This window comes from Pseudomonas monteilii (genome assembly GCA_001534745.1).
In the GTDB taxonomy this organism is placed as follows: Bacteria; Pseudomonadota; Gammaproteobacteria; order Pseudomonadales; family Pseudomonadaceae; genus Aquipseudomonas; species Aquipseudomonas alabamensis.
Genome location: CP013997.1, coordinates 3,184,659 through 3,196,881, shown reverse-complemented (window position 1 = coordinate 3,196,881; position 12,223 = coordinate 3,184,659). Strand labels below are relative to the sequence as shown.

At 68.4% G+C, this 12,223-nt stretch carries 13 protein-coding genes; 10 read left to right on the top strand and 3 right to left on the bottom strand.

The window, feature by feature from the left end:
• Positions 1–14: 14 nt before the first annotated feature.
• Genes APT63_13555 through APT63_13545 form a run of 3 tightly spaced genes read right to left on the bottom strand, consistent with a single transcriptional unit; the run spans position 15 to position 4,718 of the window.
• On the bottom strand, positions 15–2,753 hold the full coding sequence (locus APT63_13555) for a hypothetical protein (GenBank protein AMA46562.1): 2,739 nt from the start codon (positions 2,751–2,753) through the stop codon (positions 15–17).
• 58 nt (positions 2,754–2,811) lie between these two features.
• Entirely contained in the window at positions 2,812–3,153 is a 342-nt protein-coding gene (locus tag APT63_13550) for a flagellar biosynthesis protein FlhB (protein ID AMA46561.1), read from the bottom strand.
• Positions 3,150–4,718, bottom strand: coding sequence for a flagellar hook-length control protein FliK (locus APT63_13545; GenBank protein ID AMA46560.1), 1,569 nt, complete (start codon positions 4,716–4,718; stop codon positions 3,150–3,152). Before APT63_13545 ends, APT63_13550 begins: the two co-directional genes overlap by 4 nt.
• Before the next feature lie 146 nt (positions 4,719–4,864).
• Between APT63_13545 and APT63_13540 the strand changes: the two genes are divergently transcribed.
• The 10 genes from APT63_13540 to APT63_13495 are packed head-to-tail and all read left to right on the top strand — an operon-like array spanning position 4,865 to position 12,213.
• Positions 4,865–5,497, top strand: a complete 633-nt coding sequence (locus APT63_13540) for a heme ABC transporter ATP-binding protein CcmA (GenBank protein ID AMA46559.1) — start codon at positions 4,865–4,867, stop codon at positions 5,495–5,497.
• Positions 5,494–6,162, top strand: coding sequence for a heme transporter (locus APT63_13535; GenBank protein ID AMA46558.1), 669 nt, complete (start codon positions 5,494–5,496; stop codon positions 6,160–6,162). The genes APT63_13540 and APT63_13535 overlap by 4 nt, the downstream gene beginning before the upstream one ends.
• A gap of 46 nt (positions 6,163–6,208) precedes the next feature.
• On the top strand, positions 6,209–6,976 hold the full coding sequence (locus APT63_13530; GenBank protein ID AMA46557.1) for a heme ABC transporter permease: 768 nt from the start codon (positions 6,209–6,211) through the stop codon (positions 6,974–6,976).
• Complete coding sequence (locus APT63_13525) at positions 6,973–7,149, top strand: heme exporter protein CcmD (protein ID AMA46556.1); 177 nt, start codon at positions 6,973–6,975, stop codon at positions 7,147–7,149. The genes APT63_13530 and APT63_13525 overlap by 4 nt, the downstream gene beginning before the upstream one ends.
• On the top strand, positions 7,146–7,601 hold the full coding sequence (locus tag APT63_13520; protein AMA46555.1) for a cytochrome c biogenesis protein CcmE: 456 nt from the start codon (positions 7,146–7,148) through the stop codon (positions 7,599–7,601). The genes APT63_13525 and APT63_13520 overlap by 4 nt, the downstream gene beginning before the upstream one ends.
• Positions 7,598–9,586: a cytochrome C biogenesis protein CcmF gene (locus APT63_13515; GenBank protein AMA46554.1), complete on the top strand. Its 1,989-nt coding sequence runs from the start codon at positions 7,598–7,600 to the stop codon at positions 9,584–9,586. The genes APT63_13520 and APT63_13515 overlap by 4 nt, the downstream gene beginning before the upstream one ends.
• Positions 9,583–10,119 (top strand): thiol:disulfide interchange protein, encoded by a 537-nt coding sequence (locus APT63_13510; protein ID AMA46553.1) that lies wholly within the window; start codon positions 9,583–9,585, stop codon positions 10,117–10,119. Before APT63_13515 ends, APT63_13510 begins: the two co-directional genes overlap by 4 nt.
• The gene (locus APT63_13505) at positions 10,116–10,589 is read left to right on the top strand and encodes a cytochrome C (GenBank protein AMA46552.1); all 474 of its coding nucleotides are present in this window, start codon (positions 10,116–10,118) and stop codon (positions 10,587–10,589) included. The genes APT63_13510 and APT63_13505 overlap by 4 nt, the downstream gene beginning before the upstream one ends.
• Complete coding sequence (locus APT63_13500; protein ID AMA46551.1) at positions 10,586–11,800, top strand: cytochrome C; 1,215 nt, start codon at positions 10,586–10,588, stop codon at positions 11,798–11,800. The genes APT63_13505 and APT63_13500 overlap by 4 nt, the downstream gene beginning before the upstream one ends.
• Positions 11,797–12,213 (top strand): hypothetical protein, encoded by a 417-nt coding sequence (locus tag APT63_13495; protein ID AMA46550.1) that lies wholly within the window; start codon positions 11,797–11,799, stop codon positions 12,211–12,213. Before APT63_13500 ends, APT63_13495 begins: the two co-directional genes overlap by 4 nt.
• Positions 12,214–12,223: the final 10 nt, after the last annotated feature.

The following is a 12,223-nucleotide window of genomic DNA, read 5'->3' as shown; positions in this document are numbered from 1 at the left end:
TGTCCGCACAGAGCCTAGCGCACCGTCCGCCAGCTGTTCGCATGCCCGATCTTCGCCACTCGATCCAGCGGCAGATGCAGGCGCAGCAACTGATTCAACCAACGCAGGTTGATCATCCGGTGGACGTCGGTCACCGGTGCGACCATCAATACGCAGAGTTCCCTGAGCTGGCGCAGCCATGGCAGGCGGGCATCGATCACATCGTTCAGCAGGCCCGGCCCCGTCAGTCGGTTGAGGCGTCTGGCGTAGGCGCCAAAGGCGACCGGGTCGTGCTGGGCGTCGGGCCGACTGGCATAGAAGCTGGTGTCGTCGGCGTACCGTGCCTGCATCTCGTCGAGCACCGCATCGAGCGTCGGATTGTCCGGATGGCTACCGATCATGCTGCTGTTGAACTTGAAGTACAGGCCCAGTTGGTCGTTGGAGACCGGTGGCGCCAGGAGCAGGCCATCGTCGGTGGTACGCAGGGGGATGTCGAACAGGTGCGCATGCGGCTGACCTGACACCGTGGTGACCAGGAGGCGGTCATCGGCATCCAGGTACAGGCCACCGAGTCGCTTGAGCAACTGGAGGCGCAGGATGTCACAAGCTGAACTGAAGTTGCCTGCGCCCGTACCGGCGACGTTGAGGGCTGCCTGCAACTGGGGGAAGCACGCCGAGTGGGCGAAGTCCTGGTAGAACGGCTGGTCCTCGAGCACACGTACCGACAGCTCGGGCGCGCGCGCTGCCAGCAGGGCGCTGTTGCGCTCGAACGCCTGGGTCGACTGCCGGGAAAGGTACAGTTCGAACGTGTAGTCGCTGCCACGCAGTGCCCGGGCGTTATGGGCCAACGTCTCGAGAAAAGGGTCCCCGATGACTTGGTCGCCGACCCATAGGCTGGCCACGCGCTTGGGGATCGCGCGGGTTTGCAGGGCATCGAAGGGCGCCGCCGACAGGGGCAGGTCGACATGGATACCCAGGCTGTGCAGCGTGGCCATGCGCGCCGCATCGTCGACCGGGCGCGTCCCCTCCAGCGGCTGCATGGCGCCACGGGGCTCAGGGCTGGCGACCCAGCGTTGCGCGGCAGGGTCTCTGACTTCGCGGCTCTTGATGAAGGCGTTGCTGCTCAGCTCGAACTCCACCGATTCTTCGCTACGGTAACCGTCCACATCGAAGTAGGCACGAAACTGTGGGAACAGGGCATCGTTGACCTGGGTGAAGAACGGGGTTTCCACCGACTGCTCGTACACCGTCGGCGGGCGGAACGCGGCCGTGGCCGGCGTCAGCTCGGCCAGTTCGATGTCGGTTTCTGACGTAGGCGCGCGGTTCAATTGCTCGCGCATGTCGGCCCAGGTGACGAATCCAGGCCGACGGTATTCGAACAGGGCGGGCGCCTGGCCGATCACCTCGGCGGCCAGCGGCAGCGCGTTGAGCACGCCGAACACCTGCTGTTCCACGCCTTCGACCTTGGCCTCCAGGCTGGTGCCATGGATGACCTGTTCCAGGCCGAAGCTGAACTGCACCACCCCCGCCACGGCCAACAGAGGTGCGATAGGCGGCACCACGATGGCCAGGGGCATGAGGATGTTGATGCTGACCCTGAGGTAACTGCCCCAGTGCGCGCGTTCGATCTGGTGGTTGCTGACGATCTGATTGTCGGCGTCGGCGTAGGCGCGTTGCTGCTGCAGGCCGGCCAGGTACGCGAACAGGTCACCCGAAATCGCCGGGCTGTAGCGTTCGGGCCGATAGTCGACGATGTATTCCGGATCCCAGCGCCCGCTGGTGGCAAAGCCGGGATGGTCAGGGCTGAAGCGGTGGACCTCGGGGAATACCCCCAACCCGATCAGCGCCGTGCGCAAGCCGCTGAAGTCCAGCCCGTCTGGCCAGTCGGCCCGCTTGAAGTGGTGCAGCAACGCCTCTCGCCGTTCCTCCGACCGGCACTGCCGGGCAAACCAGTGCTTCATCTCCAGGGCCGTGTCGAACGTGTGCAGCGGCGAGGCGTTGCCAGGGATGTACAGCACGTTCAGGTGGCTGCGCGGATCGGCGATTCGCAGGATCGAGACAGCGCTGTAGCCATACACATTGAGCATCGACAGCCGCACCTGGCCCGTGGCAGGGACGACGCCTGCGGCCTTCCACACCAGCGCCTGGGCCGAGGCGTTCAGGCTGCCTTCAGCGACCTGCTTGTTGCAGGCGGCCAACAGGGCGATTCGCAAGGCACGCGGGTAGGTGTTCTCCTGGCGCTGCCAATACCGCTGCAGGTCTTCCTTGAACCGCTGATGGAAGCGCAGGCTCCAGATGAAGGCCTGGAACGCCTCGGCACGAAGCGGCAGCAACGTGTCGGAGCTGTACTGCGCCGGCGTGGTGCGTCGGTAGAGGCCATTGAAGACCTGGTACGCATCGGCATTGGAGAAGGGCCCCACGGGCGCCAGGCGCTCGACCAGATGCAGCGGTCCCGACGGCGGCCGACCGGCCCAGTTGCCGTAATGAAAGCCGCCATGACCGGAGGCCGTCTCGCCCTGCCAGTTGGCGAGCAAGGCGCCGACCAGGTCCATCTTCTGCCGAACGATGGCGTTTTCCCGAAAATGGCTGCGTCCTTCGCCCAAGGGCTCATATTGGTAATGCACCGTCACCACGTCGATATCACGGGGCGAGAGGGTGATGCCGTGGGTGAGCAGCCATTTGGTGAGCAGCTGCTGGGCCATTTCGTCAGGGCGCGGGAAGTCGATCAAGGCTTCATGGGCCATGCGACGAAGGGTAGGGGAAATGCTGTCCATGGGAATCCTCGGGGTGGGCGAAGGCCGTGAGGATCCCGTTTTGGCATGGGCGCGGGGGCTACATATGGCTGCCGTCCGGCAGCGCCGCCTGGGTGGGCGTGACGTCGCGTTCGCGAGCGACGCGTTCTTCGAACCCCACCGGCGCCTTGCCCCGCAGGCGCCAGGCGAAGGCGATGATCTCGGCGATGGTCAGGTACAACGCTTCGGGAATCTGGTCACCCAGCTCCAGACGCGCCAGCAGCCTGACCAGCTCGGCGTTCTCGTAGATCGGCACCTCGTGCTCGCGGGCCAGGGCGATGATGGCCTCGGCCAATTCGTCATCGCCTTTGGCGCTCAGGGTCGGTGCCTGCTCGCCATCGTAGGTCAAGGCGATGGCCTGGCGTGGAGGTCGTTCGATCATGCGGTTTCATCCACCCAGCGGTGTTCGAGGCGCGTGCCAGCGCCCTGGGGCGGGGTACCGGCATGACAGGCAAGGTCGCCGACGTTCAGGCCCCGTGCCACCAAGTGCAGGCGCAAGTCGTCCAGTTGGCCGGCCAGCAGTGTGGCGGTATCGGCGCGCTCGGCCCAGAGCTGTGCCGACAGGCGTGCCTGGCTCAGCTGTGCCTGCACCTGGAGAGGGCCCAAAGGCGCCACGTCGAACGCCAGGTCGATGCGCCACAGGGCCTGCAAAGGGTCGCGCTGCTCGCGGGGCGGATCGTCCTCGCGTGGCGGGGGTTCTTCGCGCTGGAGCTTGACCTGGATCGGCACGAACACCTGGTCCTGGCGCAGCGCCAGCTCGGTCTGCCAGGTGGTCTGCACATTGCCGCGCTCATCGATGCCGGTCTGTTGCAGGCTGGCCAGCTGATGGTTCTGCAGCCGTGAGATGGCGGCGGCCGCCAGGCGCAAGAGGTGCTCCAGGTCGCCTTCGCCCTCGGCCAGGTTCTGCAGCAGGCGATCAGGCAAGGGGAAACCGCCCGGCTGTGGGCGAGGACCGACCTGGCCCAGCATCCCCAAAGCATTGCGGACCATGCCCGGCAGGGCCTGGGCCATGCTGCCAGCGGCCAGGGCGGGCGGCAGCGTCGGGTTGCCCGGCACGCCAGGCAGGTGCGCCACCAGACGCAGCACCTGCGCCTTGAGATCGCCCGCCAGGGCGCCCGATTGACCAGCCAGCAGGCTGGATTCGAGAAACGCACCCGAGCGCGCCAAAGCCTGGGCCAGGCCTTTGGGGTCGGTCAGTTGCGCCAGGTCCGGCAAGGTAGCGAGCAACGTCTGGACCGTGGTGCGCAGTGCCGGATCGACCGCAGCGTCGTCGGGCAGGGCCTGCAGGGCCGCGAGCAGCCCAGGCAGGGACGCCTGGCGCGCTTGCTGGTTGAGCAACTGCTGGGCGGTCACCAACTGTTCCTGACGCCCGGCCAGCGGCACGAAGCGCAGGGTCTGGTCATTGTCCACCAGCGCGCTGAGCAGGCTGCCGACGGCCAGCGGGCGAGGGCTGTCGAGGGCCAGCGTCGCGCCGGCCTGGGCGGTGTTGAGCAGGGTCGCCAGGATCCGGTGATTGACCGGCTGGCCGGGTATCGGCGCTTCGACCTGGCTGGTCACCACCTTGGCCTGCAGCAGGGTGCCCACGGGTGTACGCGCCGTGTCCAGGCGGACCAGGGGCTCGGCGCCACGGGTGTCCAGCTGGCGTACCATCAAGCCGGGCGAACCACCGGGTGGCTGGCTGACCAGTAGCTGGCTGCCCTCCGGCAGCGGCTGGCTCGCGCTGACCTGCACCTGGTTCTGCGCACCATTGGCCTGGGTCAGGCGCAGCAGCATCTGGAAGTCCTGGCCGTTCTGGCGCAGCGAGACCACCTCGGCCTGGGCGTTCTCGCCTCCGGCCAGGGGGCTGGTCTGCGGTGCCAGCAGCCGCAGCAGCTCGCCGCCGGTCGCGCCCTTGGCCGGCGGCGTGCTCACGGTCGCGGGGGCGCCGAGACTTTTGATGTCGCTCATGGTCTGTACACCCTGTCGAACCCGGCGCTCTTGGCCGGGGCTACGTATGTATAATGCCGACCGCGCGCCGGGTCGACCCTTGGCCGCTGCCAGTATAACGGCAGCCCGGCGAGCGACTTGAGGCAGCCCTAGCACAAGGCGGTACCGTGACCTTTGATCTTCAAGCCGTGGGCCTGGCCTGCGAACGCGATTCGCGCCTGCTGTTCGAGGGCCTGGACCTGCGCCTGCGACCGGGCGAGATGCTTCAGGTCGGCGGCCCCAACGGCAGTGGCAAGACCAGCCTGCTGCGCCTGCTGGCCGGGCTGATGACGCCGACGGACGGGCAGGTGCTGCTCGACGGCCAGCCCCTGGCCATGCAGCGCCAGGCCCAGGCCGGACGCCTGCTGTGGATCGGCCATGCCGCCGGCATCAAAGACCTGCTCACCGCCCAGGAAAACCTGCACTGGCTCAGCGCCTTGCAGGGCCGTGTCAGCCCGACGGCGATCGACCAGGCCCTGGACCGGGTCGGGTTGCGCGGTTTCGAAGACGTGCCGTGCCAGACCCTGTCCGCTGGACAGCGTCGACGCGTCGCCCTGGCCCGGCTGTACCTGGAGGCCCCGCCCGTGTGGATTCTCGACGAGCCCTTCACGGCGCTCGACCGCGAAGGCGTGGCGCAACTGGAGGCGCACCTGGCCACCCATTGCGATCGAGGCGGCGGCGTGGTGCTGACCACCCACCATGCCCTGACGCGCACGGCGGCGCGCTATCGGCAACTCGACCTGGGAGGCCAGGCGGCATGAGCCTGTTCTTCTCGATGATGCGCCGCGAGGCGCGCGTGCTGTGCCGCCGGCCGGCCGAACTGGCCAACCCGCTGGTGTTCTTCGCCCTGGTCGTCGCCCTGTTCCCCCTGGCCGTCGGCCCGGAGACGGCGCTGCTGCGCACGCTGTCGCCCGGTCTGGTCTGGGTCGCGGCACTGCTGGCCGTGCTGCTGTCGCTCGACGGGTTGTTCCGCAGCGATTTCGAGGACGGCTCGCTCGAGCAGTGGCTGCTGTCGCGACGCGCCTTGCCGCTGCTGGCGCTGGCCAAGGTCCTGACGCACTGGCTCTTCTCCGGCTTGGCCCTGGTGGTGCTGGCGCCGCTGCTGGCGTTGATGCTGGGGCTGCCAGGCGAGTGCCTGCCGGTGCTGCTGGCCTCCCTGCTGCTCGGCACCCCGGTGCTGAGCCTGCTGGGCGCGGTGGGCGCGGCCCTGACGGTCGGACTCAAGCGCGGTGGGCTGCTGCTCGCGCTGCTGGTGCTGCCGCTCTACATTCCGGTGCTGATCCTGGGCAGCGGCGCGCTGCAAGCGGCCCTGCAAGGGCTGCCGGCCACCGGGCAGTTGTGGTGGCTGGCCAGCCTGGCGGCACTGACCGTGACCCTGGCACCGTTCGCCATCGCCGCCGGGCTGAGCATCAGCGTCGGTGAATAACGAGACCCGCGCTGCGCGCGCGGCCAGTCATTTTGGATGCACCGTGATGAAGACACGCTGGACATGGTTTCACACCTGGGCGTCACCGAAAGGCTTCTACGCCTTCAGTGGCCGCCTGCTGCCGTGGCTGGCCGGGGCGGCGACGCTGCTGTTGCTGGTCGGCGTCGTCTGGGGCCTGGCCTTCGCGCCCGAGGACTACCAGCAGGGCAACAGCTTCCGCATCATCTACATCCACGTGCCGGCGGCTATGCTGGCGCAGTCGTGCTACGTGCTGCTGGCGGTGGCCGGCGTGGTCGGGCTGGTGTGGAAGATCAAGCTGGCCGATGTCGCCCTGCAGTGCGCGGCACCGATCGGGGCCTGGATGACCGCACTGGCGCTGCTCACCGGGGCGATCTGGGGCAAGCCGACCTGGGGCAGCTGGTGGGTCTGGGATGCGCGGCTGACCTCGATGCTGATCCTGCTGTTCCTGTACGTCGGCATCATCGCCCTCGGCCAGGCGATCGGCAATCGCGACAGCGCTGGCAAGGCCTGTGCGGTGCTGGCGATCGTCGGGGTGGTGAACATCCCGATCATCAAGTATTCGGTGGAGTGGTGGAACACCCTGCACCAGGGCGCCACCTTCAGCCTGACCGAAACACCCGCCATGCCGGCGCAGATGTGGCTGCCGCTGCTGTTCACCGTACTCGGATTCTACTGCTTCTTCGGCGCGGTGCTGCTGCTGCGCATGCGCCTGGAGGTGCTCAAGCGCGAGGCGCGGGCCAGCTGGGTGAAGGCCGAGATCGCCCGCTGCCTGGGCCAGGAGACTGCTTCATGAGTTTTGCTTCGTTCAGTGATTTTCTCGCCATGGGCCGACACGGCCTGTACGTCTGGTCGGCCTACGGCCTGTGCCTGGCGGTGCTGGCGATCAACGTCGCGGCGCCGCTGTGGGCACGCCGTTGCCACCTGCGCGACGAGGCGCGCCGCCTGCGTCGGGAGCGCGTCCGATGACCCCCCAGCGCAAGAAACGCCTGGCCCTGATCGCCGCCTTGCTGCTCGGCGTGAGCCTGGCCGTGGGCTTTGCGCTCACCGCCTTGCAGCAGAACATCAACCTGTTCTACACCCCGACCCAGATCGCCGACGGCGAGGCGCCCCAAGGCACGCGTATCCGTGCCGGTGGCATGGTCGAGAAGGGCTCGGTGCAGCGCTCGGCCGACTCGCTGGACGTCCGCTTCGTGGTGACCGACTTCCACCGCTCGGTGCCGATCACCTACCGCGGCATCCTGCCGGACCTGTTCCGCGAAGGGCAGGGCATCGTCGCCCTGGGCCGACTCGGGGCCGACGGGGTGGTGGTGGCCGATGAGGTGCTGGCCAAGCATGACGAGAAATACATGCCGCCGGAAGTCACCCAGGCGCTCAAGGACAGTGGCCAGGCCTCCACTGCCACGCAGGCCCGCCCATGAACGCGACCTTGCTCGTGCCCGAACTGGGCCAGTTGGCGATGATCCTGGCGCTGTGCTTCGCGGGCGTCCAGGCCAGCCTGCCGCTGATCGGCGCCTGGCGCGGGGATCGCCTGTGGATGGCGCTGGCACGTCCGGCGGCCTGGGGCCAGTTCGGCTTTCTGGTGGTGGCGTTCGCCTGTCTGACCCAGGCCTTCCTGACCGACAACTTCTCGGTCACCTACGTCGCCAACAATTCCAACAGCGCTCTGCCCTGGTACTACAAGTTCAGCGCCGTGTGGGGCGCCCATGAGGGCTCGCTGCTGCTCTGGGCACTGATCCTCGGTGGCTGGACCTTCGCTGTCTCGGTCTGCTCGCGGCAGTTGCCGCAGGTCATGCTGGCGCGGGTACTGGCGGTGATGGGGATGATCAGCGTGGGCTTCCTGACGTTCCTGATCGCCACCTCGAACCCCTTCGCGCGCCTGCTGCCGCAGATGCCGGCCAACGGCCGCGACCTCAACCCGCTGCTGCAGGACATCGGCCTGATCGTGCACCCGCCGATGCTGTACATGGGCTATGTCGGCTTCTCGGTGGCCTTCGCCTTCGCCATCGCCGCCTTGCTCGGCGGGCGTCTGGACGCGGCCTGGGCCCGCTGGTCGCGCCCTTGGACCCTGGTGGCCTGGGCCTTTCTCGGCATCGGCATCACCCTGGGTTCCTGGTGGGCCTACTACGAGCTGGGCTGGGGCGGCTGGTGGTTCTGGGACCCGGTGGAAAACGCCTCGTTCATGCCTTGGCTGGTCGGCACGGCCCTGGTGCATTCGCTGGCGGTGACCGAAAAGCGCGGGGTGTTCAAGAGCTGGACGGTGCTGCTGGCGATCGCCGCCTTCTCGCTGAGCCTGCTGGGGACCTTCCTGGTGCGCTCCGGGGTGCTGACCTCGGTGCACGCGTTCGCCGCCGACCCGTCCCGTGGCGTGTTCATCCTGGCCTTCCTGCTGTGCGTGGTCGGGGGCTCGCTGACCCTGTTCGCCGTGCGCGCGCCAGCCGTCAAGAGCCATATCCGCTTCGCCCTGTGGTCGCGCGAGGCGCTGCTGCTGGCCAACAACCTGCTGTTGGTGGTGGCGGCGTCGACGATCCTGCTCGGTACCCTGTACCCCTTGATCCTCGATGCGCTGACCGGCGCCAAGCTGTCGGTGGGGCCTCCGTACTTCGACGCCTTGTTCCTGCCGGTGATGGCCATGCTGATGCTGGTGCTGGGCATCGGCGTGCTGGTGCGCTGGAAAGACACGCCCGGCCGTTGGCTGGCGGGCATGCTGACCCCGGTGCTGCTGGGCAGCGCGCTGCTGGCGCCGCTGGGCAGCCTGCTGGTCGGCGACTTCGCCTGGCCGGTGCTGAGCACCTTGGCGCTGGCCGCCTGGGTGGTGCTCGGCGGGGTGCGCGACGTGTTCGATAAGACGCGCCACACCGGCCTGTGGGTCGGCCTGCGACGCCTGCCACGCAGCTACTGGGGCATGCAGGTGGCGCACCTGGGGCTGGCGGTCTGTGCACTTGGCGTGGTGCTGTCCAGCCATGGCAGCGCCGAACGCGACCTGCGCCTGGCGCCGGGCGAGGACGTGACCCTGGCCGGGTACGTGTTCCACTTCGAAGGCGCCGCCCATGCCGAAGGGCCGAACTTCGTGGCTGATCGCGGCACCCTGCGGGTCACCCGCGAGGGCCGTGAGGTCGCCGTGCTGCACCCGGAGAAGCGCCTGTACAGCGTGCAGCGCTCGGTGATGACCGAGGCCGGCATCGATGCCGGTTTCACCCGTGACCTCTATGTCGCCCTCGGCGAGCCGTTGGAAAACGGTGCCTGGGCGGTGCGTATCCACGTCAAGCCGTACGTGCGCTGGATCTGGCTGGGTGGGCTGTTGACCGGCCTGGGCGGGCTGCTCGCGGCCTTCGACCGGCGCTACCGGGCCAAGGTGGCGGCGCGTGTGCGGGAAGGCTTGAACCTGTCTGGAGCGACGGCATGAAACGTTGGATGAAAGCGGTGCCGCTGGTGGTGTTTCTGCTGCTGGCTGGCGTGTTGTACAAAGGGCTGTTCCTCAAGCCCGACGCCTTGCCGTCCGCGCTGCTCGGCAAGCCGTTCCCGGCGTTTTCACTCCCGGCGGTGCAGGGCGGGCGCACCGTGACCGAGGCTGACCTGACCGGCCGCCCGGCGCTGGTGAACGTCTGGGGCACCTGGTGCCCGTCCTGCAAGGTCGAGCACCCATTCCTGAACCAGCTGGCCGAGCAGGGCGTGCTGATCCATGGCATCGACTACAAGGACGATTCGGCCGCGGCCCAGGCCTGGCTGCGCGATTTCCATGACCCCTATACGTTGAACGTGCGCGACGACGCCGGCACCCTCGGCTTGAACCTGGGCGTGTATGGCGCGCCGGAAACCTTCCTGATCGACGCCCAGGGCATCATCCGTCACCGCCATGTGGGGGTGATCGATGCCACGGTCTGGCGTGAGCAGCTGGCGCCGTTGTACCAGACTCTGGTCGAAGAGGCCCGGCCATGAGGCGCTGGCTGGCCGCGCTGGTGCTGGGCCTGGGTCTGGCCGGGACGGTGCAGGCGGCGATCGACACCTACCGTTTTCGCGACGACGCCGAACGCGCGCGCTACCAGCAACTGACCCGCGAGCTGCGCTGCCCCAAGTGTCAGAACCAGGACATCGCCGACTCCAACGCGCCGATCGCCGCCGACCTGCGGCGCGAGATCTTCCGCCTGCTGGGCGAAGGCCAGAGCAATGCGCAGATCGTCGCGTTCATGGTCGATCGCTACGGCGACTTCGTCCGTTACAAGCCGGCCTTGACGCCGCGCACCTGGCTGCTCTGGTTCGGTCCGGGCGTGCTGCTGGTCGCCGGTGCCGTCACACTGCTGCTGCGGGTGAACCGCCGCCGGACACCGACGCCCGATGCGGCCTCCACCCTTTCACCTGAAGAACGCGAGCGGCTGTCCCGGCTGCTCGACAGGAAGACCGACCGATGATCGAGTTATGGCTGAGCGCCGGGCTGCTGTTGCTGGTGGCCCTGGGCATGCTGCTGGTGCCCGTGCTGCGCCACCGTGATGGCCACGCCGAGGTCGACCGTACCGCGGTCAACGTCGAGGCCTATCAGGCCCGTGTCGCCGAGCTCGAGGCCCAGCAGCAGGCGGGTCTGCTCGACGAGGCGCAGGTGCGGCATGGCCGTGATGAGGCGGCCCGCGAGCTGTTGACCGACGCCGACCAGGCCGAGCCTGCGCGTGCGGTGCACCTGGGCCGTGGCGTGCCCCTGGTGGCGGCGGTGCTGGTGCCGTTGGTGGCGCTGGGTCTGTACCTGTACGTCGGTGCGGCCGATCGCGTCGCGCTGACCCAGTCCTTCGCTCAACCTCCGAAGACGCTTCAGGAGATGACGTCGCGCCTGGAGCGTACCGTCGCCGTACAGCCCGATTCGGTGGAGAGCCTGTACTTCCTCGGTCGTGCCTACATGGCCGAGCAGCGCTTCGCCGAGGCCGCCCACGCCTTCGAGCGGGCAGCGGCGCTGAGCGGGACGCAGCCCGAGTTGCTGGGGCAGTGGGCCCAGGCCGTGTACTTTGCCCAGGGCAAGCGCTGGAGTCCGCAAGTGCAGGCGCTGACCGACCAGGCGCTCAAGGCCGATCCGGGCGAGCCCACCAGCCTGGGGCTGCTCGGCATCGCGGCCTTCGAAGGCCAGCGCTACGCCGACGCCATCGCCTACTGGAAACGCCTGCTGGCCACGCTGCCGGCAGGGGATGTCTCCCGCGCGGCCTTGCAAGGCGGCATCGACCGGGCGACGGCGAAGCTCGCCGAACAGGGCGGCGATGCCGCGCGCGCACCGGCCACCGACGGTCCGCGCCTGACCGTTCGCGTCAGCCTGGCCCAAGCGCTCGCAGGCAAGGTCGAACCGCAGGACAGCGTGTACATCTTCGCCCGGGCCGTGGCGGGGCCTCCGATGCCGGTGGCGGCCAAGCGGGTCACCGTGGCGCAGTTGCCGGTCGAGATCACCCTGACCGACGCCGATGCCATGGTCAGCGGGATGAAACTGTCCACCGCCGGGCAAGTCCAACTGTTCGCGCGCGTGTCCCGGGCTGGCCAGCCGACCCAAGGCGAGTGGATCGGGCAGGGCGCGCCGCTGTCCTCCGACGTTCGCGAGGTGCAGCACCTGACCATCGACCGTCCCGATACCCGAGAACTCCGCCCATGAACAGTGCTCTTCGCCTGACCTTGATCACCCTGGCCATCGGGCTGTCCGCCTGTACCACCCACCGGCCTACCGATGCGCCCGCGCCCCCGATCGACAAGGCGCCGCCCGCAGGCCCGGTGGTCAAGCCGCTGCCAGGTGGCAAGCCGACGCCGCCGCCCAGCGCGCCTGCCGCCAAGCCCAAGCCGATGCCGCGCACCTCGGCCAGCTTCGCGCCGCCACCCGGAGGCGCCAGCCATTGGGACCCGAAGATGGGGGTCTATGTGCTGGAGAAGCAGCCGAACACCTTCTACCGTCAGCGCACCTACTACCGCTGGAACGACGGCTGGAGCTGGTCCACCAGCCCCGACGGCCCCTGGCAGGCGACCGACAGCAGCGGTGTGCCAGGTGGCCTGGGTCGGGCTTTCGCCCAGTGACCTGAACGGC